Here is a 24658-nt window from a genome sequence, read left to right on the forward strand (position 1 = left end):
TTCCGCTTTGGAACGGAGTTCCAAAGCGGAATTAAGGGTCTGACCCCGTGGCAATTGGCGGATCCGAGCGGACTTAAGGAGCTGACCCCGTGGCAACCGTGGCCGCCCTAAAACGCCAGCGTCAGCTGCTGCCTCGCGGCTTCGGGCTGCAGCCGTACGCCGACGCCCAGCAGCCGCACCGGCCGTGAGCCGCGAGCCCAGGCCTGTTCCAGCAGCCGCTGATAGCTGTCGCGGTCGATGGTCTGGCCGCGGCTCTCGAGCGTGGTCAGGCTGAAGTCATCGAAGCGCACCTTGACGAACAGCCCCGCCACCGCCGGTTCGCCGTGGCGGGCCAGGCGCAGGGCCAGCTTGTCGCACAGCGGCGCCAGCGCCTCCTGGGCGCTCGCCAGGTCGGGCAGGTCGCGGTCGAAGGTGCTTTCGACGCTGACCGACTTGCGCTCCCGCTCCACCTTCACCGGCCGTTCGTCGATGCCGCGAGCCAGCTCGAACAGCCGCTGGCCGAACTTGCCGAACTCCTCCAGCAGTCGCTCCCGGGGCAGGCGGCGCAGGTCCGAGCAGGTGGCGACGTCCAGCGCCTCCAGCCGCGCCCGGGTGGCCGGGCCGACCCCGTGCAGCTTGCCAACCGGCAGCCGGGCCACGAACGCCTCCACCTGCTCCGGCGGAATCACCGTCAGCCCGTCGGGCTTCTCCCAGTCGCTGGCCACCTTGGCCAGGAACTTGGCCGGCGCGGCGCCCACCGAGACGGTGATGCCGGTGCGCGCGAAGCATTCTCGCTTGATCCACTGCGCCATCCAGGTCGCGCTGCCCTGGAAGCCCTCGACGTCGGTGACGTCCAGATAGGCCTCGTCCAGCGACAGCGGCTCCACCAGCGGCGTCAGCTCGTAGAACACGGCCTGGATCTGCCGCGAGACCTCGCGGTACTTGTCGAAATCGCCGGGCAGCAGGGTGAGGTGAGGGCAGAGACGCAGGGCCTGGGCCGTGGGCATCGCCGAATGGATGCCGAAGGCTCGGGCCGGATAGTTGCAGGTGGCGATGACCCCGCGGTGCTCCCGCGAGCGACCGATGGCGATGGGGATATCGCGCAGGCTGGGATCATCGCGCATCTCGACCGCGGCGTAGAAGCAGTCGCAGTCGGCGTGCAGGATCTTGCGCTGGGTACCCATGTCAGCAGATAGCACGTTTGACGCTTGGTGAGCGAAGACCAGACAAGGTGAAAATCGGCGAGAAGCGGACCGGGCTCGCGCACGAGTTTACGAGTGGGTAAATGAGCATATCGAGCCGATTTTTTACGCAGTATGGTCGAGCTCGGCCAGCGTCAACCCAAGGCCTGGCCGTTGCCGCCGCGGATGACACCCACGCCGATACCCTCGATCTCGAAGGCGTCGTGGCGCAGGTCGACCTCGATGGGGGCGAAGTCGGCGTTTTCGGCGTCGAGGCGCACCTGATGGCCCTGACGGTGGAAGCGCTTGACCGTCACCTCATCCTCCAGGCGGGCCACCACGATCTGGCCGTCGCGCACGCGCTCGGTGCGGTGCACGGCGAGCAGGTCGCCCTCCATGATGCCCACGTCCTTCATCGACAGGCCGCGCACGCGCAGCAGGTAGTCGGCCTTCGGGGTGAAGTATTCCGGCGGCAGCGGGCAGTAGCGGTCGATATGCTCGGCGGCCAGGATCGGGCTGCCGGCGGCGACCTCGCCGATGATCGGCAGGCCCTGGCTCGGCGCTTCGTCGTTGGCCGCGCCGTCGCCGGCCTCGGCTTCCTGGGCCGGCAGGCGGATGCCCCGCGAGGTGCCGCGGATCACGCGGATCACGCCCTTGCGTTCCAGGGCGCGCAGGTGCTCCTCGGCGGCGTTGGGCGACTTGAAGCCCAGGGCGCGGGAGATCTCCGCTCGGGTCGGCGGATAGCCCAGCTCGTTCATGGTCTTGACGATGAAGTCATAGACGTTCTGCTGGCGTGACGTGAGGGGGCGAGTCATGCGGCCTCCGGAGCGGATGGGATGCGATTATTGATCAAGTATACAGCATGGAATTCCATCCAGTAAAAGCCTTGCCCAAGGCGCTGTCGGGCGGCCGCGATGCGCGTCTCGGTGCGCCGAGGCAAAGCGTTTCAAACGTATGATGGTTGACCTCGGCGCGCCGGGCACTGCACTCTCATGGCACAAGAACAGTTTGAAACATGCGTTTCCTTACGCCCGAGCCCCCACAACTCCGGATCGATTCGATGGCCCAGCCCGATACCGTCACTCGCATTCTCGATACCGCCGAGGTGCTGTTCGCCGAGCGAGGCTTCGCCGAGACGTCGCTGCGCAACATCACCAGCAAGGCCAAGGTGAACCTGGCCGCGGTCAACTATCACTTCGGCTCCAAGAAGTCGCTGATCCAGGCGGTGTTCGCCCGCTATCTCGACCCCTTCACCGAACGCTTTCACCGCGCGCTGGACGACCTCGAGGCGCGCCACGCCCGCGACGGCAGCGAGATTCCGCTCGAAGAACTGCTGGAAACCATGGCCCGCACGGTGCTGGAAGTGCCGGCCGAACGCGACAGCCTGAAGGTGTTCATGCGCCTGCTGGGGCTGGCCTACAGCCAGGCCCAGGGGCATCTGCGCGGCTACATTCAATCGCAGTACGGCGAGGCCTTTACCCGCTTCACCGAGCTGGTACGCCGCGCCACCCCGGAGCTGCCCGACGCCGAGCGCTTCTGGCGGCTGCACTTCATCCTCGGCTCGGTGATCTTCACGCTCTCGGGGCTCGACGCCCTGCGCGACATCGCCGAGCACGACTACGGCGAGCGGGTCAGCGTTCATGAGCTGGTGCAGAAGATGCGGCCGGTGGTGGTGGCGGCGATGCAGGCGCCGTTGCCGGACTGAGGGAAAGTTTGGGTTCAGGCGCTTAATTGCCCTCTCTCCCAGCTTGGGGTCAGACCCTTAAGTGCCCTTAGGCGCGGAGCGCCTAAAGGCACTTAAGGGTCTGACCCCTGTGGCAAGGATCTGGCCCTGCGGCATCTCCTCACTCCTCACTCCTTACGCCTCGCCCCTGACCTTAAATCACACTCCCCAGCTCGAAGATCGGCAGATACATCGAGATCACCAGGCCGCCGACGAGCACGCCGAGCACCACGATGATGAAGGGTTCGAGCAGCGAGGTGAGGGCGTCGACCTTGTTGTCGACCTCTTCCTCGTAGTAGTCCGCCACGCGGTTGAGCATGGCGTCGAGGGCGCCGGCTTCCTCGCCGATGCCGACCATCTGCACCGCCAGCGCCGGGAACTGCTCGGTCAGGCGCATGGCGAAGTGCAGCTGCTGGCCGGTGGCGACGTCGTCGCGGATCTGCTCCACCGCGCGCTCGTAGACCTTGTTGCCCGAGGCGCCGGCGGCGGTCTCCAGCGCTTCCACCAGCGGCACGCCGGCGCCGAAGGTGGTGGCCAGGGTGCGCGAATAGCGCGCCACGCAGGACTTGTCGAGGATGTCGCCGATCACCGGGATGCGCAGCGACAGGGCGTGCATGCGGTAGGCGAAGGCTTCGGAGCGCTTGATGCCGGCGCGGATGAAGAAGATGGCGGCCACCACCGCGCCCAGCGCCCACAGCCAGTACTGCTGGGCCAGCTCGGAGAGGTGGATGGTCATGCGCGTCATCGCCGGCAGCTCGGCGCCGAAGCCGTGGAACAGGCTCTCGAACTGTGGCACCACCTTGATCAGCAGGATCGCCGTCACGCCGATGCCCACCGCGATCACCGCGGCGGGATACCACAGCGCCTTCTTCACCCGGCCCTTGAGCGACTCCACCTTCTCCTTGTAGGTGGCCACCCGCTCGAGCATGCGGTCCAGCGAGCCGGACTGCTCGCCGGCCTCCACCAGGTTGCAGAACAGCCGGTCGAAGTAGAGCGGATGGCGCTTTAGCGCCTCGGAGAAGCTGGCGCCGGCGGCGACCTCGTTCATCAGCTCCTGCACCAGGCCGCGCATGGCCGGCTTCTTCATGCTCTCGGCCACCACCTGGAAGGCCTGGAGGGCCGGCACGCCGGCGCGGATCATGGTCGCCATCTGGCGGGCGAACAGCATGATGTCGCGCGGCTTGACCTTGCCCATGCCGCCGCCGAGCCCGCTCTTGCGGCGGATGTTCTTGACGATGATGTTCTGGCCCGAGAGCTCTCTCTCGACCTCGACGCGGCTCTTGGCGATGATCTCGCCGCTGACCTTGCGGCCCTGCGGGCCCTTGCCGGACCACTGCCAGCGATAGAGCTTGAGTTTCTGGGCGTTGCGCATGGTGGCGGTAGCCATGGTGTGTTCCCCGCTGCGTTCGGTAAGGCGCCGGGAGTGAGGAGTGAGGTGCGGTGTGCCTCCTCACGCCTCTCTCCTTGCGCCTCACTCTTTTAATCTTTCGTCACCCGATTGACCTCGGCCAGGCTGGTCATGCCCTGCATGACCTTGAGCAGGCCGCTGCGGCGCAGGTCCGGGTGGCCTTCCTTGCGCGCCTGTTCGTCGAAGTCCATGGCGTTGCCGTTGGTCATGATCAGCTGACTCATGGCCTGGCTGATCGGCACCACCTCGTAGATGCCGACGCGGCCCTTGAAGCCCTGGGTGCAGTGCTGGCAGCCCACCGGCTCGTAGATGGTGGCGCCCTCGACCTCTTCCTCGCTGAAGCCCTGGGCCAGCAGCGCCTCGCGCGGAATGTCGGCCGGCTGCTTGCACTGCGGGCACAGCCGCCGGGCCAGGCGCTGGGCGATGATCAGGCTCACCGAGCTGGCGATATTGAACGGCGCCACGCCCATGTTGGCCAGGCGGGTGAGCGTTTCCGCCGCGGAGTTGGTGTGCACGGTGGAGAGTACCAGGTGGCCGGTCTGGGAGGCCTTGACGGCGATCTCGGCGGTCTCCAGGTCGCGGATCTCGCCGACCATCACCACGTCCGGGTCCTGGCGCAGGAAGGCGCGCAGGGCGCTGGCGAAGTCGAGCCCGATACGCGGCAGCACGTTGACCTGGTTGACCCCCGGCACCTTGATCTCCACCGGGTCCTCGGCGGTGCAGATGTTGCGCTCGATCTCGTTGAGGATGTTGATGCCGGTGTAGAGCGTCACCGTCTTGCCGCTGCCGGTGGGGCCCGTGACCAGGATCATGCCCTGGGGATGGTCCAGCACGCCCTCGTAGATGGCGCGCTGCTCCGGCGTGAAGCCGAGCTGCTCGATGCCGAGCTGCGCCGAGCTCGGGTCGAGGATACGCAGCACCAGCTTCTCGCCGTAGACGGTGGGCAGCGAGTTGACGCGGAAGTCGATCGAGCGGGTCGAGGAGATCTTGAGCTTGATGGCGCCGTCCTGGGGCAGACGGCGCTCGGAGATATCCAGCCGGGCCATCACCTTGAGGCGCGCGGCGATGCGGCTGCGCATGGCGAAGGGCGGATGGGCCACGTCGTGCAGGATGCCGTCGATGCGAAAGCGTACCCGATAGCTGGTCTCGTAGGGCTCGAAGTGGATGTCCGAGGCGCCGCGGCGGATGGCGTCGAGCAGGATCTTGTTGACGAACTTGACGATCGGCGCGTCGTCGCCGGCGTTGGCCACCGCCTGCTGCTCGTCGCTGGCGTCGACCACGCCCTCGTCGTACTGCAGCTCGCCTACGGCATCGTCGACGCTTTTCAGATCGTCGAGCATCGACCCTTCGCTGCGCGAGAGATAGGCCTCGAGCACTGGGCCGAGCTGGTCGACCGGGGCCAGCACGCCTTCCAGGGTGAGGCCGGTGGCGAACTGCAGCTCGTCGAGCTGGGCCAGGGAGCTGGGGTAGGGCACGCCCACCGTGAGGCGATGCCCGCGCTGGAGCAGCGGCAGCACGCCGAGCTTGCGCAGCAGCTGGCCGGGGTAGTCGGCGGCGTCCGGCAGGCTCTCCAGGCGCAGGGCGTCCAGATCGATGATCGGCAGGCCGTATTCCCAGGCCGCGCTGAGCGTGGCCTGGCGGGCCGGCACCAGCCCGGCGGTGATGACGTGCTCGAGCAGCGACGTCTCGGCCTCGCGGGCCTCCTGCTCGGCGCGCTGGGCCGCGGCCTCGGCCAACAGGCCGTCGGTCACCAGCCGGCGGGCCAGGCCACGCATGCCGTGGCGGCGGCCGGCGGCGGGCGCCGGCTCGTCGAGCGAGCGGCTGGCGGGCGGGCGTTCGGGGGCGGGAGGGCGATAGTCGTTCATGGAGCTCCTGGGGCCGGCCTGGCCCGAATGGCGAGGGCGACGGCGGGCCGGCGTCGTAAAGAGGGCTTAGTGGCGATTCTAGTCCCTTCGCCGGGGCAGCGGCCATAGGCGGTGAACGGCCTTTCAACCCTGGGCCTGACCTGGCGCATGGCGGGAACGCATGAGCAAAAGCCGATACGTTAGCCAGAGGATGCATGACGACCTTGCAGCTTTGCGGGTTGTAACTTAATGTAATCGACAGGGCGGCGGGGGCGTCGCCGTGCGCGAGGCCATCAGCGGCCCGCGCCAGACACGACAGGCAAGGGGTAAACGAGATGAAGACACAGGGCATGAAGAAGGGCATGCGGCGCGCTCAGGGCGGCTTTACCCTGATCGAGCTGTTGGTGGTGATCGCGATCATCGGTATCTTGGCGGCTATAGCTATTCCTCAGTATATGGACTATGTAGCAAGATCAAACGCGACTGCTGCTTATCAGGAAGCCTCGGGTTTCAAAACTGCTGTTGAGGCCGCCCAGATTGATGATGGGACTATCCCTGATGATGTCGAAGGCTATTCAGCTGGTGGTTCTTTGACAATTACTGCTGCCGCAGCAGATGGCTCAACAGGTGTTGAGATTGAGTCTGTTAAAGGCACTGGTGACAATGCGGCTACCTTGACTCTTACGCAAACAGATAGTTCAGGTTGGACTTGCGCATATACATCGAATTACGATGGCTTAGATAACTGCACTCACTCAGCTCCTTAACCACCCGTAGGAATTCAAAGAACAATCGGGGACAGACCCCAATTAAAGTAACGGAGACGGTCGGCTTATGCCGGCCGTTTTCTTTTGGGTTGCCTTTCTATCACTTTTTGGTTGGCGGTCGGGCCTGGTGCGATATAGCGCGGCGAATCGCACACCGCGAAGGTGAGGATAGAGGCGCAGATGACCCGGTGCCGGCTAATCTAGGCGTTGGACGCTGACGCGCCCGTCTCTTGCGTTTTGGGGCCCGATCCAAGGAGCCACCGCCGATGTTCCAGCACCTGCTCGTGATCTGCACCGGCAATATCTGCCGCAGCCCGGTGGCGGCGGCGATGCTGCGGGCGGCGCTGCCGGACCGGGATATCGCCTCCGCGGGGCTGGGGGCGCTGGTGGGCCAGGGCGTCGAGCCTACGGCCCGCGAACTGGCCGAGGCCGACGGCCTCGACGTCGGCGCGCACCGGGCACGGCAGGTCACGCCCGCGATGCTGAGCCGCGCCGAGCTGATCCTGGTGATGAGCGAGGGCCAGCGCCGCGCCGTCGGCGAGCTGGCCCCGGCCGCCCTGGGCAAGACCCTGCTGCTCGGCCGCTGGCTTGACGGGGGCTCGCTCGAGGGGCAGGGCATGGAGATTCCCGATCCCTATCGCCAGAGCCGCGACGCCTTCGAGCAGACGCATCGGCTGCTCAAAGCCGCCACCGCGGCCTGGGCGGACAGGCTCTAAGCCCTCATCCAAGTTTGGGGTCAGACCCCTAAGCCAATTGAGGGGTCTGACCCCACAGCTGACTAAGGGGTCTGACCCCTCAATTGGCCTAAGGGCTTGCCCCGGTGGGTCTGCCGGCGGATCTCGTCGATCAGGCCGTTGGGCAGATCGGTGTCGAACAGCTGGCGGTAGCGTTCGCAGCGCAGTTCGGGCCGTCGGGCGAGGTCGTCGTAGGCGGCGTGGGCAGTGATCAGCGGGTCGTGTCGGCCCAGGGCGTTGGCGGCGAAGCTGGACCAGCGGTACTCGCCCGGGCTTTCCACCATCCCGGCCCGCACGGGGTTGAGCTCGATATAGCGGTAGCAGGCGAAGAGGTAGCGAGGCTCGGCCACCAGGCAGGAACGGTAGCGCCCCTCGAACAGGCCGCCGGTGCGCTCGTGGCGGCGGTTGAAGTACTGCACGTAGCGCTGGCCGAGCCCCTTCATCATGGTGCTGATGCCATCGGGATCGCCGCGCGGCGTGGCCAGCAGGTGTACGTGATTGGTCATCAGCACATAGGCGTGGATCGCCACCTCGCAGATCTGGCGGGCCTCGTCGAGCATGGCAAGATAGTGCGTGGCATCGCGGCGATGGACGAAGCAGGCGCCGCGATTGTTGCCGCGCTGGATCACGTGCACGGGCGTTTCGGGCAGCAGCAGCCTGGTGGGGCGGGCCATGGCGCACCCTCCGATGCTATGGAGATGGCACACAGTATAGTGGCCTCAGCCCGCTTTGGGGTCAGACCCCTAAGCGGGCTGAGGGGTCTGACCCCAAGGGAAGATTAGTCCCAGGTCTTGTCGTACTCCTCCCAGTAGCGGCCGAGGTCGCGTTCCTCGGTGATGGGGTAGAGCGCGTAGCGGCGGTTGAGGCGGGCGCCGCCGTCGCGGGTGAGCGGCTGCCAGGCGATGGTGGCGCGGCTGCGGCTGGAGCGCACGAAGAAGGCGTCGAGCGGGACGGTGACGTAGAAGGCCTTGTCGAAGCTACCCTCGCCGTAGCTGTCGCCGGCGTCGGTGAAGGTGGTCCAGGCGCCGATGCGCACGCCGTTGTCGAATTCGCGGGAGAGGTCGACGGTGGCGCCGTAGTCGCCGGCCAGGTAACGGCCGACGCTCAGCTTGGCGAGGATGTCCTCGTAGCCGGTGTCGACGTAGGCGGTGGCGTGGCCGGTCCAGGTCTCGTAGTCGCGCAGGCCGAACTGCTGGTCGAAGTCGCGCTGACGCACCCAGTTGAGGTCCAGCCCCAGGGCCCAGCCGGCATCGAACGGCCGATACAGCACTTCGCCGCCGGCGCCGGCGTACATCATCTCCAGCAGGCCGCCGTAGCCCATGGCGTAGAGGTCGTCGCCGAGCTTGCCGGTGCGGGTGTACTGCAGGCTGCTGATGCCGAGGTCGGCCTCGGAGAGATAGTCGCCGATGTAGGTGCGCACCCGCGGCAGGTCGGAGTCGGCGATGTACTCGTACTTGTCGAGGTTGTCGGCCAGGGTGCCGGTCAGGCTGCCCGAGAACCAGCCGTTGCGATCGGTGGCGTATTCGCCCGAGGCGTAGGCGGAGAGGCGGTAGAGATAGCCGTCCGGGCCGCCGAAGTTCTGCTCGATGGAGGGGCCGACGCGCCAGGACGCGCGCTGGGCGTCGCCTTCGTAGAGCGACTCGCCCCTGGGGGCGTCCAGCCTGGCATGGGAATAGATGCCATAGCGGTAGGCGGTGTCGGCCGAGGCGCTCTGGACGGCGGCCTCGAAGGCGTCGCGATCGTGCACGTCCTCGCGCAGGGCCAGGCCGCGGCGCTGCCAGCGGTAGTGGAAGGTGTCGACGTCGTCGTCGGCCTTGGCGCTGAGGATACGGTTGGCGCGGCCCTCGCTCTGGCTGAGCGCGCGGTAGGTCGTGGGCTCGCCGGTCACGGTCAGGTCGTTGCCGTCGCGGCGGATCTCGTCGACGCGGATGCCGGCATTGCGGCGAAGCGACTGGGCGGTGCTGGCCCAGTCGGGATCGGCGGGAGCGTTCAGCGCCCGGGGCGGGGGATCGCGCTTGACCTGGGCCAGTCCCGCCAGGTTGGTAGAGAAGCTCAGCCCGACCATGGCCGTGTTGCCACGCTCCCAGCCGCCGCGCAGCTCGACGTTGTCGCCGAGTCGCAGGCGTGCGCCGAGGTTGAAGCGCGAGTCCTGAGGCTGGTCGTTGTCCTGGGGCTCGTGAGCGTAGTCGTTGCCCTCGTATTCGAGCTGCAGGATCAGCGGGTCCCAGGGCGTCTGGTACTCGACGCCGCCGAACATCGCCATGGGGCCGCGGAACAGCTGGCTCAGGGCGAACTCGCCGCCCTGGTCGCCGCCGGCGTTATCGGGCCGATCGTCGAAGCGCTGGTCGATCCAGCCCAGCGGCGAGTCGACGTCACTGGCGCTGCCCAGATAGCCCCAGCCCAGCCCCAGGCTGAAGTCGAGCGAGTTCCAGCGCTTGCTCGCGACCAGATACTCGGAGCCGAACTGGGTGGTGCCGCCGGCGTCTCGCAGCCCCAGGGCCAGCTCGGGCCCGTAGCGGCTTTCCTCTCGCAGGCGAAACTTGGCGTCGATGCCTTTATCGAGGTAGTCGCGATCGCCGGCGATCTCTTCGCCATAGCGCCGGTTTTCCACCGAGACGTAGCGAAAGCCGATCTCTATCCAGTCGAGCGGCTGGGCGAAGACGGTGAAGCGTCGGTAGGGCTCGGTACGGCTCCAGCTGGCGGCGAAGTTGCCGACGTCATTCATCCGCGCCGTTGGCGTCTGCATCAGGCCCACGCCGCCGAAATCACTCTGGCCGGTGCCCAGGTTGTGGGCCACGGCGGTGTGGGAGACAAGCAGCAGCGGGGTCAGACCCCAAAGCGAATTAAGGGGTCTGACCCCAAAGATCAGTTTGGCCATAGGGTGCAGTCGTCGCCGGGCAGTCGGCTCGCCAGGAAGGCGGCCAGTTCGCGATTGATGATGTGGGCTTCCTGGGAATGCTCGGGCAGCCGTACGGCGAGCCGGGCGCCGGGTGCCAGGGGGGCATCCTGGCGGTTCCAGGCGGTGATGCCGAGCGTGCGCGTGGCGCCGCGCGGGGTGATGACGCTGATCGTGTCCAGGCTGCCGGTCGCGGATGCCGGTAGGCGGTCGAGCAGGCTGCCGACGGTCATGCCCGGGCGCCAGTCGCGGCGCTGCACGCCGGCCAGGGTCCAGGTTTCCACCCAGCGCGGGGCGCGGCAGGTGCCGAGGGTCTCGATGTCGCGCATCGGCGGGTTCTGGCGCAGATGGCCGGCCAGCGTGAGCAGCCCCAGCGGCTCGGCGCTGCGGGCCGGCAGGGCGGGCATGTCGTGTAGACGGCGCGACCAACGGACCAGGGCATCAGGCAGTCGCTGCTGGCCGTCGGCCCTGAGTATCGGGCCGAGGCTGTCGATCTCAGCGATCAGGCGTGCGCGGCGGCTGGCCAGCTGGTTGGCATCGGCGTGGCGCAGGGCGAAGCTGTAGGTCCAGTCGAGGGCCGGCTGCTCGGCGGCCTGGCGCTGCTGCTGCCAGCCCAGCCAGGCATCGATCAGGGTCGCAGGCTCGGCGGGCTGAGCCGTGTCGTGGGGCTGAGCCAGGGCAGCCGGGTTCGACGCCAGCGACGCGGCGAGCAGAGCGCTCCCCAGCAAGAGAGACCTGAAGGACCGCCAACGAGGCGGCAGGAGGATGAGAAAACGCGCGCAAGAAGCAGTGGTCATAGGGCGGTTCATATCGGGCTTACCACCAGTGGCGAGCGACGCGCCACGAGACGTCGGGGCCGTCCGGCCAGGGGGTCTCGGCGCTGGCCCACAGGCGGTGCGTGGCGGGATCGCGCCAGTAGGTCGCGGTGGTGATGTCGCCACTCGCCCAGTGCCACTCGAGGTGGCAGGCCTCGAGGGCGCGCTTGCCCAGCGGCAGTTCGGTGATCCGGGCAGGGGCGCAGTGCGGCGTGCCCTCTGCCTGGAAGCGCTGTATGTCGCCGTCAGCGTTCTGCACCTGGCGCGTGACGGTCACCGGCGAGGGCGACGCCTGACGCCAGGGCGGCGCGGGACGGTATCGGGTACCAAGCAGCTGAGTGTCCAGCCCCTGGAAGGCCTGCAGGCCGCCCTGTTCGAGTTCCAGCACCACGCCGTTGCGGCCGGGCCAGTAAGTGATATCGCCGGCCTGGGCGCCCATCACCCATAGTCCCTGGATGTCGCCGAGGCGAGCATCGAGGGAGGCATAGGGCACCGCTGCGGCCTGGGCGCCGGTATCGCCGCCGAAGAGGATGGCGTCCAGCGAGGCGCCAAGGGGCGTGCTGCCGGAACTGGCGCAGCCGCTCAGCAGGGCGAGTGCGGCACCCAGTGCCACACAAGACGAGGCCGCCCGCAGGCGGCCTCGTGATCGGCCATATACCGCTCGAGGGATCATGGCGCTTAGCGAGTACCGGTGGTGCCGGTGGTACCCGTGGTACCGCTGCTGTCGCCGTCGCCACCGCTTGATGCCGCGGCCACGCCGGCGCCCACGGCCACGGTGCCGGCCACGGCCAGCCCGGTGAGGGCGGCGGTGGAGAGGCCAGTTGCGGCGGCCAGGCCGCCAGCGGCAGCACCGCCGGCTGCAGCGCCAGCGCCGGCTGCACCAGCGCCTGCGCCCGCGCCACCACCGGCTCCAGCTGCACCGCCTGCGCCGGCACCCGCATTGGCACCCGTCGTGCCCGCACCTGCACCGGCGCTACCGCCGCCGCCTGCGCCTGCACCGCCTTCGGTCTGGGCCATGGCCAGCGGGGAGGCCGCCATGCCTGCGATGGCGAGATAAGCCAGTCCTTTCTTGAGCATCTTGAATCTCCCTTGCGTCTGTGATCGTCGTGTTTCTTACGCGATATGCTAATGCTTTTGGCTGACGGTGAATAGACGGATAGACGCGTAACAAGCATCTCTCTGTGGCGTTATTCGATCGAAGGCTGATGTCGTGGTGATGACACTATGCCGATTTGCATGAATTGTAGGCGATCTCTTACACGGAGATGAGTGATCTCATACATGAATGCTCCCGTCTGGGCTAAGGCTGGTGAAGTCATCGAGAGGTCATGTATGATCCGCAAGCTTTTCATTCTTAATGACCAAAATCGAAATTTTGGCACGTTGCCAATTGCTGGCAGGCCTCGGGGATGCGCCATGACACCTCGGGGCGGTAGCGTGCCCTGATGACAACACTAGTACTCAATACAGGCAGTCCGCATGCGTCATTCAACGCCTCTCAAACTCCTGGTGAGCCTGCTCAGCGTGGCCTGGCTCTCCGGTTGCGCCTTCGCCCCGGGTAGCGATTTCGATGCCGACGTCGAGAGCGCGCCGGTCGACGATCTCGTCGATGTGGAACCGATCACCCTGGGCTTGATCGCCAGCCAGGAGGGGGGTCCGGATGACCAGACGCTGAAGCAGGTGAGCGAGGCCCAGCGCGCCGCCCTGGACGCCTACGACTACCGCATCGGCAAAGGCGATGTGCTCAGCATCATCGTCTATGACCACCCCGAGCTGACTATCCCCGCCGGCAGCGAGCGCAGCGCGGCCGAGTCCGGCAATACCGTGCAGCCGGACGGCACCATCTATTACCCCTACATCGGATCGGTGGAGGTGGAAGGGCAGACGGTCTCCGAGGTTCGCCGTACCATCTCCCGCCGGCTGGCGGAATTCATTGCCGCGCCCCAGGTGGAAGTGCGCATCGCCGACTACGCCTCCCAGGACGTGCTGGTGACCGGCGAGGTGAGCGAACCCGGGCGGCTGCCGATCACTAACGTGCCGATGACGGTGCTGGATGCGATCAGCATGAGCGGCGGCCTCGCCCCCCAGGCCAACTGGCACCAGGTGCAGCTGACCCGCGACGGAGAGACGCGCACCCTCGACGTCTATGACATGCTCCATCGGGGCGAGCTGGCCAACGATATCCTGCTTCAGGACAACGACATCCTGAACGTGCCGGACCTCGGCGCGCAGCAGGTGTTCGTGATGGGCGAGGTCGGCGAGCCCCAGGCGCTGCCGATGGGACGCTCGCCGATCACCCTGACCGAGGCGCTGAGCCGTGCCGGCAGCTTCAACGAGGCCCAGGCCGACGCCAGTGGCATCTTCGTGTTCCGCCGCAACACCCAGCGCCAGGACAAGCTGGCCACCGTCTATCAGCTGGACGCCCACAACGCGGCGGCCATGGTGCTCGGCACCCGGTTCCGCCTCGAGCCCTCTGACGTGGTCTACGTGACGACCACCTCGCTGGGCCGCTGGAACCGCACCATCAACCAGCTGCTGCCGACGGTCACCGCGCTTTATCAGGTCACGCGTACCGCGCGTGATGCCAACGACCTGCGGGATGACTTCTGATGTTTCATCACCTGCTCGTCGTCTGCACCGGCAACATCTGCCGCAGCCCCGTGGGGGAGGCCATGCTCAAGGCTTCCCTGCCGGATAAGAATGTAGAATCCGCCGGGCTCGGCGCCCTGGTGGGCCAGGGCGTGGAGCCTACGGCCCGAGAGCTCGCCGAAGCCGAAGGCCTGGACGTCGCCGAACACAAGGCGCGTCAGATCAGCCAGGACATGCTGCAGCGCGCCGATCTCATCCTGGTGATGAGCGAAGGGCAGCGCCGTGCCATCGGCGAGATGGCGCCCGCGGCCCTGGGTAAGACGATGCTGATCGGTCGCTGGCTCGACGGCGGCAAGGGCGTCGAGATTCCCGATCCTTACCGCAAGAGCCGTGAAGCCTTCGAACACGTGCATCGGATGTTGAAGGAGGCGACGGATTCGTGGGTGGCGAGGGTCTGAGCTACAAGCGCCAAGCGGCCAAGCGGCCAGGCGCCGAGCGGCCAAGCAGCCAAGCAGCCGAGCAGCCGAGCAGCCGAGCAGCCGAGCAGCCGAGCACGAGTGGCCAAGTGACGAGTGGTCCAGCGGATGAGAGCGTTAGCGCCGCATCTTGGCCATCAGGCCGTAGAGCATTCTGGAAATATCTCGTGTTTCCTCGGCCCATTGCTGACCAAGAGATCTGTCTATATAACCGATCTGGATACCGATATAGATTTGTGCTCTGAGTTCAGCACATGATCCCTTGGCGTAGCTCAGAAACTTGACGCGATCACGGTCACTGTCTCTTTCATAGCCTTCGGCGATGTTGCTGACAATAGATAGGGCGGATCTTGTGATTTGATCCTTGAATCCGAAGTCACGCGATTTATCAAACTGTTGATAAACTTCCACGCAAAGCTTGGCAGATCGCTTCCAGACCAATAAATCCTCAAATTTCATTTTTGCCAATCCGATGGCGCCATCGAGCCTTCAAGATAGCACTTGCTAGCTTGGCGGCTTGGCGCTTGTAGCTTGGCGCGCGATGTAAAGTACCCAATATGACTGACTCCCACCTGAGCTCTTCGCAAGCCCGATCGTCCGCTTCCGTGGCCGACGACGAAATCGACCTGGGTCGCCTGTTCGGCCTGCTGCTTGACCACAAGTGGTGGATCATCGGCATCACGGCGGCGTTTGCCGTGGTGGGCGTGGCCTATGCGCTGCTGGCGACGCCGGTGTATCGCGCCGATGCGCTGGTGCAGGTGGAGAAGAAGGCCGGCATGAGCAACCCACTGGAGGACGTGAAGTCGATCCTCGGCGAGGAGCCGTCGGCGGACACCGAAGTAGGCATCCTGCGCTCGCGGATGGTGCTGGGGCGTGCGGTGGATCAGCAGCAGCTGACGCTGCAGGTGACCCCGGAGCGCTTCCCGGTGGTGGGCGATTTCCTGGTGCGCCACGGCATGGAGCGCCCGGGGTTCGCCGATGCCAGCGTGTGGGCCGGCGAGCAGATCAACGTCGGCCAGTTCCAGGTCTCGCCGGCGTTCATCGATGAGCCGTTCGAGCTGACCGTGCTCGGCGAGGACCGTTACCGGCTGAGCCTGGACGGCAAGGCCCTCGGCGAGGGGCAGGCCGGCACCGACGAGTCGTTTCTGGACGGCAGCGTGCAGCTGCGCGTCGCCGAGCTGCAGGCCGGGGAGGGCGCGACCTTCACCCTGCAGAAGTCCTCGCGACTGGCGGTGATCAACGAGCTGCGCTCGCGCTTCGGCGTCAGCCAGCAGGGCAAGGACAGCGGCCTGCTGGACCTGTCGCTGAGCGATACCGACCCGCAGCGCGCGGCCCGTGTGCTGGATGCGATCAGCGAGGTCTATCTGACCCAGAACGTGCAGCGCCAGGCCGCCGAGGCCGAGAAGAGCCTCGAATTCCTCGAGCAGCAGACGCCCAAGGTGCGCGAGCAGCTGCGCAGCGCGGAAGACCAGCTCAACCAGTACCGCACCCAGCGCGACAGCGTCGACCTTTCCATGGAGACCCAGTCGCTGCTCGACCGCATCGTGGATATCGAGAAGCAGCTCAACGAGCTGTCGTTCAAGGAAGCGGAGATCTCGCGGCGCTTCACCAAGAGCCATCCGACCTACCAGGCGCTGCTCGAGAAGAAGCAGCAGCTGCAGGACGAGCGCGACAACCTCGAGGACAAGGTCGATACCCTGCCCGAGACGCAGCAGCAGGTGCTGCGCATGAGCCGCGACGTGAAGGTCAACCAGGAGGTCTACGTCCAGCTGCTCAACAAGGTGCAGGAGATGAAGATCGCCCGGGCCAGCACCGTCGGCAACGTGCGCATTCTGGACGAGGCCGCGGTACAGCCCAAGCCGGTCGAGCCCAAGAAGCCGCTGATCGTGGTGCTGGCCACCCTGCTGGGTGGCATGCTCTCGGTGGGCCTGGTGCTGGTGCGCGGGCTGTTGCGCCGCGGCGTGGAGTCACCCGAACAGATCGAGGATGCCGGCATCCCGGTCTACGCCACGGTGCCGCTCTCCGACGAGCAGAGCAAGCTGGTCAAGCGCATCAAGCGCCGCAACGACAAGGGCGGCCAGGACATCAGCACCGGCATCCTGGCCGAGCGGGCCCCGGCGGACACCGCCATCGAAGCGATTCGCGGCCTGCGCACTAGCCTGCACTTCGCGATGCTGGAAGCCGGCAACAACCTGCTGGCGATCACCGGCCCGAGCCCGGGCATCGGCAAGAGCTTCGTCTCCATCAACCTCGCCGCCGTGTGTGCCCAGGCCGGGCAGAAGGTGCTGGTGGTCGACGCCGACATGCGCAAGGGGCACGTGCACCACGCCTTCGGCGGCCGCAGCGAAGGCGGCCTGTCCGAACTGCTCTCCGGCAAGGCCGCGCTGGCCGACGTGACCCGCAGCGGCCACATCGACGGGCTGGACTACATCTCCCGCGGCAGCGCCCCGCCCAACCCTTCCGAGCTGCTGATGCAGGAACGCTTCAGCCAGTTCCTGGCCGATATCCGCGAGCGCTACGACCTGATCGTCATCGACACCCCGCCGATCCTCGCCGTGACCGACGCCGCGGTGATCGGCAAGCAGTGCGGCACCACTCTGATGGTCACGCGTTTCCAGATGAATCCGGTGAAGGAATTGGAAATCGCCAAGCGACGCCTCGAAACCACTGGCGTCCCGGTCAAGGGCGCCATCCTCAACGCCATGGAACGCAAGGCCGCCACCAGCTACGGCTACGGCTACTACAACTACGCCTACAAATAAGCCCGTTCGTGATACCAGCCACAAAGCCACAGGGTCAGACCCCGGCGGAGCCTGACAGCCATACAGCGGCCCGCCAGCCCGGCAAGCCACCGCTCCGGGGTCTGACCCGTCAAGACGCACCACCGAAACAACACCAAGGCGAGGCCAGCATCAAAGCCACAGGGTCAGACCCCGGCGGAGCCTGAAAGCCATACAACGGCCCACCCGCCCGGCACGCCACTGCTCCGGGGTCTGACCCGTCAAGACGCGCCACCTAAGCACGCACCGAGGCCAGCATCAAAGCCACAGGGTCAGACCCCGGCGGGGCCTGACAGCCATACAACGGCCCGCCAGCCCGGCACGCCACGGCTCCGGGGGCTGACCCGTCAAGACGAGCCACCGAAGCAAGCCCAAGGCGAGGCCAGCAACAAAGCCACAGGGTCAGACCCCGGTGGAGCCTGACAGCCACACAACGGCCCGCCAGCCTGGCAACGCCACCGCTCCGGGGTCTGACCCGTCAAGACGCACCACCGAGGCACGCACCGAGGCCAGCAACAAAGCCACGGGGTCAGACCCCGGCCGAGTCTCAAAGTCATACAACGGCCCACCAGCCCGGCACGCCACCGGCCCGGGGTCAGACCCGTCAAGACGCACCAGCGAAGCTCGCATCAAGGCCAGCAAGCAAACACAGAGCCTGCCCGACACCAGACGAACCACCAACCAAGCACCAAAAAACGCAACGCCACAGGCCCAAGTGCCGGCTGCCCTTTAGGGAAGGGCAAAACGCCAGCACTTACCAACAGCCTGCATATAACAAGAACATAGGGACCGTGAACAACACGTTTTATGAGCTCATGATGAGCAAGGGATACGTATGGAAACCATCAATCCACCGCTGGAACGCCAACGACGGCATTCCCGGTTCTTCGAACGCCTGCTTTTCAGCTACAAACTCCAACTGCTCCTCGGCCTCTGCGTTGCCGTCCTCCTTCCTGCCCTCTGGCACTGGGGATGGGGCTTCTGGCAGCAGGCTCCCGCCGCTCTCTGGGCAGCGCTGACCGGCACCGTTATTGCCTATGCCGTATCGATCAATGCGGTACAGCGCCTTGCCCGCCTTCCCGGTACCAAAGCCTCCCTACTGATCATTCCCAGCATCAGTATCTGCTACGGCCTGCTGATCCTGGTACTGGTGGCTCTTGGCATCGAATATTCCGTTCTGCACGTTTTCATCAGCTATCTGGTCGCGCTGGTGTACTGCGGTGGCGGCTATCTCATTGGCTCCCGCTACCGCATTCCCAAGCTGGCCGTGGTGCCGTTTGGCAAGGCACCGGAGCTTTGTCATAACCACGGTGTGGACTGGCGAGTGCTTGACGCGCCTGATCTCGATCAGACCCGCATCGATGGTGTCGTCGCCGACCTGCGCGGTGACATGCCCGAGGAATGGGAACGCTTCCTCGCTGATTGCACCATCCACCGTATTCCCGTCTATCACGCTACGAGTGCCTTCGAGATGCTGAGCGGCCGCGTGCAGCTGGGCCACCTCTACGAGAACCGCTACGGTAGCCTGCAGCCCGATGAAGGCTACGAAGTCATCAAGCGCGGGCTCGACTTCCTGGCAGCCCTGGTGCTGATGCCCATCCTGTTGCCGATTATGTCTATCACGGCCGTGGCGATCCGAATGGACAGCCCTGGCCCTGCCATCTTCAAGCAGCAGCGCATGGGTTTCCATTGCCGGCCCTTTACCGTCTACAAGTTCCGCAGCATGTATACGGACCAGAAGGGCGCGGGCTTTACGGTAGAAGGAGAGGACCCTCGCATCACTCGCGTCGGCAATGTCATTCGCAAGTACCGCATCGACGAGCTGCCCCAGCTGTTCAACGTGCTCAAGGGCGATATGAGCCTGATTGGTCCGCGTCCCGAATCCATGAATCTGGCAGACTGGTATGAGAAAGACGTGCCGTTCTTCCACTATCGCCACGTCGTTCGCCCTGGCATTTCTGGCTGGGCCCAAGTGGAGCAAGGCTATGCCGCCGAAGTGGAAGGCATGATCCGTAAGCTCGAGTATGACTTCTATTATATTAAGAACTTCTCGTTCTGGCTTGATGTTTTGATTGCATTCCGCACGCTCAAAACGTTGGTTACTGGGTCTGGTTCTCGATAGCATCTCTTTAAAGTTTTTATTTTCCTTTCTCAAGGTGAAGGTTTGAAAAATAAAGAGAAAAGCGTTTTTAGGAATATGCTTGTCTTAGCATTTGGTTCTGGAGCGGCAAAGTTAATAGGCCTTGCTGCTATCCCAGTGTTAACTAGGCTATATAGCCCTGAAGACTTTGGTGTTTTATCAATATTTACAGCCGTTGTGACAATGGCTGCACCATTGATGACACTGCGTTATGCTGTTGCCGTACCTCTTCCCAAAAGTGAAAAACTTGCTTTCGATATTTTTCTCCTGGCATGTTTTTTACTTTTTTTACTTTCAGTGCCTTTGGGGGTTTTTCTTTGGTTTTTTTCTAGTTCGCTTTTCGAAATTTTAAATATCTCTGAGCTTAGTAAGTATTGGTGGTTGGCGTTCTTAGGTATACTTTTCGCGAGTTCATATGAGCTGTTAACTTTCTGGAGCACGCGCAAAAAAAAATTTTCATTAATAGCACAAAGCCAAATGTTGCAAATGGCTGCTGGCACTGCTGTTAAAGTTGTTTTCGGGTTTTTATATCCAACTCCAATGAGCCTAATGTCGGGCCATGTTTTTCAACTTGCAGGAGGCTCCCCGCTGCTTGCAAAGAGTTTTTTTTCCGATCTCAAGGAAAGCTATAGCTCATTCTCAAAAAAAAGGATGAAGTTTCTTTTTTTGTATTATAAGGAATATCCCTTTTTTAGACTTCCGGCGCAGTTTTTGTTTGTGTTTTCATCTCAGTCACCTTTACTCTTTTTTTCGATGCTTTACGGGAGTTTTGAAACTGGCCAGTTTGGTTTGGCAATGTTGGCTGTCGGTTTACCAATCACCTTGCTTGGGAAAACAGCTGGTCAAGCATATTATGGTGAAATTGCTAGAGTTGGCCGTGAAAACCCAAAAAAAATCTATGAGATTACAAAATCTGTCGCGGTAAAATCTACATTGTTCGGGGTTGTCCCTTCATTGTTGTTGTATTTTTTTAGTGGAAAAGCTTTTACAGTTTTTTTTGGAGAAGAATGGTCTACTGCTGGGGAGTACTGCTCCTTGCTAGCTATTTTCTTAGTTCCGCAGTTTGTCTCAACATCTTTGGTAAATATATTCAGTGTTTTTAATCTCCAGAAATTGAATCTTGCTTTAAACTTGCTTCGTGCCTTAATGGTTGCGCTTGTGTTTTCTTCGGCCTATTTCTTTAGTTTTGATCCGATAAGGCTGATTCTTTTGTTCTCTTTCCTGCTAGTATTTTACTATTCGTTTTTCATGACTGTTATATTTTTTGTAGCAAAGAAGCGACTTTCTGATCCCTTGGAATGATTTATGAAATTGTTGTCGAAAAAAATAATTGGGATATGCTTTTATCCCGTTGTGAAAATAAAGCCTTTGTGGCGAAAAGCTGAAGGCTTGGCCTATATTAGACGTGTTAAAAATAAAGGTGAGCGTTGCGTTTTTGAAGGTGGTGGAGATATTATTGACCCAGAAAAACTAATTCTTGGATGCCATGTTTATATTGGCAGAGGTTTTTTCATAAGAGCTACTGGCGGCGTCTTTGTTGGAGATTATACCCATATTTCAAGAAACGTAACAATACATACAGTTAACCACAATAAAAACGGGAAATTGTTGCCATATGATAGGCAAGATATTGTAAAACCTATAAATATTGGCAGTTATGTCTGGGTTGGAATGAATTCGAACATTCTGCAAGGTGTGACAATTGGTGATGGGGCGATAATTGGAATGGGGGCAACTGTCACAAAGGATGTTGGTCCTGGAGAAATCGTGGTTGGTGCTTCTCAAAGAGTTGTTGGGTCGAGAGATGATCGTCACACTATAGAACTTGTTAGAAATGGTAGTTATTTGAAGTTATAAACTTTCTGTCTGCGCTTAATGACTTGATTATTATATTTAAACCTTAGCCATAAGATTGAATATGTCCAACCGGAAAGAAAAAATCATATTGCATGGTGCATTCCAGAATGAAAATTTTGGAGACACATTGCTTCTATCTATCTTTTCTAAGAAAGTGAAAGAGCTAGACGCTGGCTTGCAAATTCTTGGCTCTAATGTTAGTAGCCATGCTGCTTCCTTTTGCGGTATTGAAAAAGCAAGCTTTTTTGATAAAGTTAATCCAAGAAATCCATTCATATACTGTGGCGGCGGCTACTTCGGAGAGCGCAAGCATAAGAAAAATAAGTGGGGTGTTAATTTACTATTGCGTCACCTTTGGGTCGGGGTTTTATCAGCCGCTTTAAAGAGAAAATACGCAATTTTGGCCACTGGTTTTGGGTCGTTATCACTGCTTTGGTATAGATTGCCAGCTATTTATGTAGTAAATAAAGCTTCACGTGTTTGTTTTAGAGATGCTGAGTCAGTTGATTTTTATAACGATTATAGTGGGATGAGAGAGGTAGATCTTGTTGCTGATGCAGTTCTTTCTCTAGAAAAGTCCGAACTATATGATGCAGTGGGAGTTGAGAGGTCTGATCTAAAGGAGTTTTCAGGTGATAATCAAAGAAGGTTAGTTATCCACCTCCCCGGCACTGCGAACGACCAGTTTCAAAGAAAGATGATAGCTTCATCTGCCAATAAAGTTTTGCAAAAGTTCCCTGCTTTGAAAGTGGTAGCTATTTCGGATAACTCTTTCAATAAAGAGCAGGATTTTTTCTCTTGGCTAAATGTCAAAGATGTTGAATGCAAACCATTCACCGGCCCAAAGAGATTGTTGGAAGAGATAGACGAGTCGGACTATGTTATAACAACTAAGCTGCATGTCGGTATATGTGCGGCTGTACTTGAAAAGAGAGTTTTGTCGTTTGCGTCTCATCCTAAAACGAAACGGTTTTACGATCAGATTGGAAGAAGGGAGTTACACAGAGAGATACACTCTGTTAATAGTCTTCAACTGGAACGCTCTCTTGAAATGTTTTTGAGTGATGATGTCCTCCCTGCTAAGATCCCGTCCAAAGTGAAGTCTATGGCAAGTGAAACATGGGAAGTCCTAGAAGAATTTATTGATAACAGTAAAGCATGAGAGGTGGCTATTTTTTTCTTCTTAGCTGAGGGGAGGGGGGCAATGCTGGGAATAAAAGATCAGTTTATTTGCACAGTATTGTTTTTTTCGGTTCTTGCGGCAACTTTTGTTAGTGACTTCGTTGTTTTAGAAAGTATCCCAGCTTTCTACCTGTGTTGGTTTTTTATCATAGCTCTTCGATTTATTTTTAAAATACAGTATAAAAAGAGTGAGTTTTATTCCCAGGCATCCTTGGTATGCTTGTTGTCTCCGCTTTTTTTTAATGAAGCTTTTTCCGGAGCGTTTTATGCAAATGCATTTGCCTTTACGGTGCTGTATGTAAATGTGATTTACGTTCTTCCATGTTTTTTCAAAAGGCCTGGTTTCTTTTATTTTTTGTGCTTGTTTGTGCTTTTTTTGTTGTCTATTTTTTCGCTTTATTCGATTTTATTTGAGAACGGTCGGGCTCATATTTTGTTCGGTCCGAATGTTCTTTATAGGATTTATGTTTTCATTTTTGCGCTTTCAACTTTGTCGATATTTTTAAATAAAGGCGATTCAGGAGTGGCTCTAAGCGGGCAGTTTTGGCTGCTTTTTGTTCTTTTTTCATTGTGTATTACTGCTACAGGTTCACGTGGTGCTCTGTTGTCCGCTTTTTTATCATTACTCTACTTGGTGATAAACAAGAAGGAGTTTTTCGGGAAGCGGTTTGCTTTTTTGAAGAGCTTTGTTTTTTATATGCTGGTCTCTAGCCTTCTCGCTTATGTTTTTTATTCTTACTATGACGTTATATGGAGATTGATTTACTTTAATTTAGATAACAATAGTGAAGCTGCCAGGGTGAGTTTTTACAAAACATCCATCGATTATTTTTTTTCAGGACAAGGTCTATCTCTTTTCTTGGGGAGGGGGAGTTTAGAATATATCGCTAACTTTGGTTATTATCCTCATAGTTTTTTTGTTGAGGCGCTTGCTTATGGCGGGTTGCTGTTTTCTTTCTTAGCGTTATTTTCTTATCTTTCTTATGGGTTGTTCTGCTTGAAAAGTATCATGAGGTGTTGGGTCGTTTTCCCTTACCTAGGAATTTTCTTTGGTGCTCTAGTTTCAGGAGATCTTTTGTATAATTATCCCGTTTTTTCGCTTTCGGCCTCATTGTTGTTTTCCTGTTTTGTTGTAAAGGATGGTTATTTTTCTTTTGACCGAGGTGGCTGTGTTTAAAATAGCGCATGTTGGTGATTTTTATAGTAACCGAGTGACAGGGCCTCGTAATTCTGTTACCTGTTTGTCTAGGTCTTTGAATTTAATCAATGGCGTTGTCTCAGATGTTTTTAGCCTTTCTGAAGATTGCGAGTTTGTCTTCAATGAGCAGAAAGTTTCTTCCGCCTGTTTAAGAAAAATCATTCAGTATGATGCCGTGGTTTTTTCGTCTTTTTATAGCACAAAATCCGTGTCTATGGGGCGGAGTTTAGTAAAAGCAGGTGTTCCATACTTTATTTCGCCTAGAAGTTCTTTTATGAAGGAAGGTCTAAGAAAGTCTTATTTCAAAAAAAAGGCTTTCAATCTTCTTAAAGGACGGCGATTTGTTCAGCAGGCATCCGGTTTGCACTTTTTAACTCGTGAAGAATATGAAAACTCTTCTCGGTTTTTTCGGAAAGGGGTGCCTTTTTTTTGTCCTAATGGGGTTTATAGCAAAAGTAGTGATGGCTTTTTGCCTAAGCCGGTTTTAAAAGAAGCCATGGTCAATGGTGGCGAAATTGTACTTGGCTTTTTAGGTCGATATGATACTCACCATAAAGGTTTGGATATTCTTCTGAAGGCTTTGTTTGAATGCTCTAGTTTTATGAGAGATAAGAAGTGTAGAATTGTTTTGTATGGCCCCGATTATCGTAATGGAAAAGAAAAGATTAAAAAGTTAATATCTGGTCTTGGCATTGGTGATTTGGTTGAAGTTAATGGTCCTTTATTTGGGGCCGAAAAGGATGAGTTCTATCGAAGGTGTGATTTTTTTCTTCACACCTCCCGTTATGAAGGTCAGCCTCAGGCCGTAATGGATGCTATGGCTTTAGGGGTTCCCGTGTTGGTATCCAAAGGTACAAATTTAGTTTCATACATAAATGAGTATGACGCTGGGTTTGACATTGGAAAAGAAGCTAGTGAAGTTTCTGAAGGTATAATTAGAGCGGTCAGTCTTGACGGAGAGTCTTATAAGAAGAAGTCTGAGAATTCTTTTCTATGTGCTAGCCAAAATTTTTGCTGGGACGAGGCAGCCAAGGTTTTCTATCAAAACATGAGAGATCTGAGTGGCAAGTGACATAATCGTTATGTTTT

General features: G+C 59.9%; 22 protein-coding genes. 12 read left to right on the forward strand and 10 right to left on the reverse strand.

Translation table 11 applies throughout. The annotated features are described in order from the left end of the window. Nucleotides 1-107: 107 nt before the first annotated feature. Nucleotides 108-1163 (reverse strand): DNA polymerase IV, encoded by a 1056-nt coding sequence (gene dinB / locus MYL53_RS02985; protein WP_247852372.1) that lies wholly within the window; start codon nt 1161-1163, stop codon nt 108-110. A gap of 152 nt (nt 1164-1315) precedes the next feature. Further along, nucleotides 1316-1975: a transcriptional repressor LexA gene (gene lexA / locus MYL53_RS02990; RefSeq protein ID WP_247851941.1), complete on the reverse strand. Its 660-nt coding sequence runs from the start codon at nt 1973-1975 to the stop codon at nt 1316-1318. Nucleotides 1976-2220: 245 nt separating this feature from the next. On the opposite strand from lexA, the gene MYL53_RS02995 reads away from it, so the two are divergent. Next, the gene (locus MYL53_RS02995) at nt 2221-2865 is read left to right on the forward strand and encodes a TetR/AcrR family transcriptional regulator (RefSeq protein WP_247851942.1); all 645 of its coding nucleotides are present in this window, start codon (nt 2221-2223) and stop codon (nt 2863-2865) included. 172 nt (nt 2866-3037) lie between these two features. On the opposite strand, the gene MYL53_RS03000 is transcribed toward MYL53_RS02995, so the two are convergent. Beyond that, nucleotides 3038-4270 (reverse strand): type II secretion system F family protein, encoded by a 1233-nt coding sequence (locus MYL53_RS03000; protein ID WP_282103360.1) that lies wholly within the window; start codon nt 4268-4270, stop codon nt 3038-3040. 92 nt (nt 4271-4362) lie between these two features. Then, nucleotides 4363-6156 (reverse strand): type IV-A pilus assembly ATPase PilB, encoded by a 1794-nt coding sequence (pilB, locus tag MYL53_RS03005; protein WP_425591730.1) that lies wholly within the window; start codon nt 6154-6156, stop codon nt 4363-4365. Between the two features lie 329 nt (nt 6157-6485). On the opposite strand from pilB, the gene MYL53_RS03010 reads away from it, so the two are divergent. Then, entirely contained in the window at nt 6486-6902 is a 417-nt protein-coding gene (locus tag MYL53_RS03010; protein WP_282103361.1) for a pilin, read from the forward strand. A 266-nt stretch (nt 6903-7168) separates the two neighbouring features. After that, entirely contained in the window at nt 7169-7618 is a 450-nt protein-coding gene (locus MYL53_RS03015) for a low molecular weight protein-tyrosine-phosphatase (protein ID WP_247851943.1), read from the forward strand. Nucleotides 7619-7680: 62 nt separating this feature from the next. Here MYL53_RS03015 and MYL53_RS03020 read toward each other — a convergent pair whose 3' ends face one another. The 5 genes from MYL53_RS03020 to MYL53_RS03040 all read right to left on the reverse strand — a co-directional run bounded on the left by MYL53_RS03020 (nt 7681) and on the right by MYL53_RS03040 (nt 12424). Beyond that, complete coding sequence (locus tag MYL53_RS03020) at nt 7681-8310, reverse strand: transposase (protein ID WP_247851944.1); 630 nt, start codon at nt 8308-8310, stop codon at nt 7681-7683. Nucleotides 8311-8414: 104 nt separating this feature from the next. Beyond that, nucleotides 8415-10514 carry a YjbH domain-containing protein gene (locus MYL53_RS03025; RefSeq protein ID WP_247851945.1) on the reverse strand — a complete coding sequence of 700 codons (2100 nt, stop codon included), beginning with the start codon at nt 10512-10514 and terminating at the stop codon, nt 8415-8417. Continuing rightward, on the reverse strand, nt 10502-11260 hold the full coding sequence (locus tag MYL53_RS03030) for a capsule biosynthesis GfcC family protein (protein ID WP_247851946.1): 759 nt from the start codon (nt 11258-11260) through the stop codon (nt 10502-10504). The genes MYL53_RS03025 and MYL53_RS03030 overlap by 13 nt, the downstream gene beginning before the upstream one ends. An 88-nt stretch (nt 11261-11348) precedes the next feature. After that, entirely contained in the window at nt 11349-11960 is a 612-nt protein-coding gene (locus MYL53_RS03035) for a YjbF family lipoprotein (RefSeq protein WP_247851947.1), read from the reverse strand. Nucleotides 11961-12025: 65 nt separating this feature from the next. Further along, nucleotides 12026-12424, reverse strand: a complete 399-nt coding sequence (locus MYL53_RS03040; protein WP_247851948.1) for a hypothetical protein — start codon at nt 12422-12424, stop codon at nt 12026-12028. A gap of 402 nt (nt 12425-12826) precedes the next feature. Between MYL53_RS03040 and MYL53_RS03045 the strand changes: the two genes are divergently transcribed. Both MYL53_RS03045 and MYL53_RS03050 read left to right on the forward strand, forming a co-directional pair. Then, nucleotides 12827-13957 carry a polysaccharide export protein gene (locus tag MYL53_RS03045; protein WP_247851949.1) on the forward strand — a complete coding sequence of 377 codons (1131 nt, stop codon included), beginning with the start codon at nt 12827-12829 and terminating at the stop codon, nt 13955-13957. Next, entirely contained in the window at nt 13957-14394 is a 438-nt protein-coding gene (locus MYL53_RS03050; RefSeq protein ID WP_247851950.1) for a low molecular weight protein-tyrosine-phosphatase, read from the forward strand. The genes MYL53_RS03045 and MYL53_RS03050 overlap by 1 nt, the downstream gene beginning before the upstream one ends. 135 nt (nt 14395-14529) lie before the next feature. On the opposite strand, the gene MYL53_RS03055 is transcribed toward MYL53_RS03050, so the two are convergent. Next, nucleotides 14530-14871 carry a four helix bundle protein gene (locus MYL53_RS03055; protein WP_247851951.1) on the reverse strand — a complete coding sequence of 114 codons (342 nt, stop codon included), beginning with the start codon at nt 14869-14871 and terminating at the stop codon, nt 14530-14532. A 146-nt stretch (nt 14872-15017) separates the two neighbouring features. Between MYL53_RS03055 and MYL53_RS03060 the strand changes: the two genes are divergently transcribed. The 7 genes from MYL53_RS03060 to MYL53_RS03090 all read left to right on the forward strand — a co-directional run bounded on the left by MYL53_RS03060 (nt 15018) and on the right by MYL53_RS03090 (nt 24641). Further along, the gene (locus MYL53_RS03060; protein ID WP_345740348.1) at nt 15018-17174 is read left to right on the forward strand and encodes a polysaccharide biosynthesis tyrosine autokinase; all 2157 of its coding nucleotides are present in this window, start codon (nt 15018-15020) and stop codon (nt 17172-17174) included. An 853-nt stretch (nt 17175-18027) separates the two neighbouring features. After that, nucleotides 18028-19314 carry a sugar transferase gene (locus MYL53_RS03065; RefSeq protein ID WP_247851953.1) on the forward strand — a complete coding sequence of 429 codons (1287 nt, stop codon included), beginning with the start codon at nt 18028-18030 and terminating at the stop codon, nt 19312-19314. 42 nt (nt 19315-19356) lie between these two features. Next, nucleotides 19357-20634 carry a lipopolysaccharide biosynthesis protein gene (locus tag MYL53_RS03070; RefSeq protein ID WP_247851954.1) on the forward strand — a complete coding sequence of 426 codons (1278 nt, stop codon included), beginning with the start codon at nt 19357-19359 and terminating at the stop codon, nt 20632-20634. A gap of 3 nt (nt 20635-20637) precedes the next feature. After that, complete coding sequence (locus MYL53_RS03075; protein ID WP_247851955.1) at nt 20638-21189, forward strand: acyltransferase; 552 nt, start codon at nt 20638-20640, stop codon at nt 21187-21189. A gap of 61 nt (nt 21190-21250) precedes the next feature. After that, nucleotides 21251-22351 (forward strand): polysaccharide pyruvyl transferase family protein, encoded by a 1101-nt coding sequence (locus tag MYL53_RS03080; RefSeq protein ID WP_247851956.1) that lies wholly within the window; start codon nt 21251-21253, stop codon nt 22349-22351. 3 nt (nt 22352-22354) lie between these two features. Next, nucleotides 22355-23548, forward strand: coding sequence for an O-antigen ligase family protein (locus MYL53_RS03085; RefSeq protein WP_247851957.1), 1194 nt, complete (start codon nt 22355-22357; stop codon nt 23546-23548). Beyond that, nucleotides 23535-24641 (forward strand): glycosyltransferase, encoded by a 1107-nt coding sequence (locus tag MYL53_RS03090; protein ID WP_247852380.1) that lies wholly within the window; start codon nt 23535-23537, stop codon nt 24639-24641. The genes MYL53_RS03085 and MYL53_RS03090 overlap by 14 nt, the downstream gene beginning before the upstream one ends. Nucleotides 24642-24658 lie beyond the last annotated feature (17 nt).

This window comes from Halomonas getboli, assembly GCF_023094245.1.
Classification (GTDB): domain Bacteria; phylum Pseudomonadota; class Gammaproteobacteria; order Pseudomonadales; family Halomonadaceae; genus Halomonas; species Halomonas getboli.

Coding starts and splice junctions, on each gene's coding strand:
- MYL53_RS03065 (WP_247851953.1), top strand. CDS start 18,028: ATGGAAACCATCAATCCACCGCTGGAACGCCAACGACGGCATTCCCGG.
- MYL53_RS03010 (WP_282103361.1), top strand. CDS start 6,486: ATGAAGAAGGGCATGCGGCGCGCTCAGGGCGGCTTTACCCTGATCGAG.
- MYL53_RS03025 (WP_247851945.1), bottom strand. CDS start 10,514: ATGGCCAAACTGATCTTTGGGGTCAGACCCCTTAATTCGCTTTGGGGT.
- MYL53_RS03055 (WP_247851951.1), bottom strand. CDS start 14,871: ATGAAATTTGAGGATTTATTGGTCTGGAAGCGATCTGCCAAGCTTTGC.
- MYL53_RS03050 (WP_247851950.1), top strand. CDS start 13,957: ATGTTTCATCACCTGCTCGTCGTCTGCACCGGCAACATCTGCCGCAGC.
- MYL53_RS03080 (WP_247851956.1), top strand. CDS start 21,251: ATGTCCAACCGGAAAGAAAAAATCATATTGCATGGTGCATTCCAGAAT.
- MYL53_RS03000 (WP_282103360.1), bottom strand. CDS start 4,270: ATGGCTACCGCCACCATGCGCAACGCCCAGAAACTCAAGCTCTATCGC.
- MYL53_RS02995 (WP_247851942.1), top strand. CDS start 2,221: ATGGCCCAGCCCGATACCGTCACTCGCATTCTCGATACCGCCGAGGTG.
- MYL53_RS03040 (WP_247851948.1), bottom strand. CDS start 12,424: ATGCTCAAGAAAGGACTGGCTTATCTCGCCATCGCAGGCATGGCGGCC.
- lexA (WP_247851941.1), bottom strand. CDS start 1,975: ATGACTCGCCCCCTCACGTCACGCCAGCAGAACGTCTATGACTTCATC.
- MYL53_RS03020 (WP_247851944.1), bottom strand. CDS start 8,310: ATGGCCCGCCCCACCAGGCTGCTGCTGCCCGAAACGCCCGTGCACGTG.
- MYL53_RS03075 (WP_247851955.1), top strand. CDS start 20,638: ATGAAATTGTTGTCGAAAAAAATAATTGGGATATGCTTTTATCCCGTT.
- MYL53_RS03015 (WP_247851943.1), top strand. CDS start 7,169: ATGTTCCAGCACCTGCTCGTGATCTGCACCGGCAATATCTGCCGCAGC.
- pilB (WP_425591730.1), bottom strand. CDS start 6,156: ATGAACGACTATCGCCCTCCCGCCCCCGAACGCCCGCCCGCCAGCCGC.
- MYL53_RS03045 (WP_247851949.1), top strand. CDS start 12,827: ATGCGTCATTCAACGCCTCTCAAACTCCTGGTGAGCCTGCTCAGCGTG.
- dinB (WP_247852372.1), bottom strand. CDS start 1,163: ATGGGTACCCAGCGCAAGATCCTGCACGCCGACTGCGACTGCTTCTAC.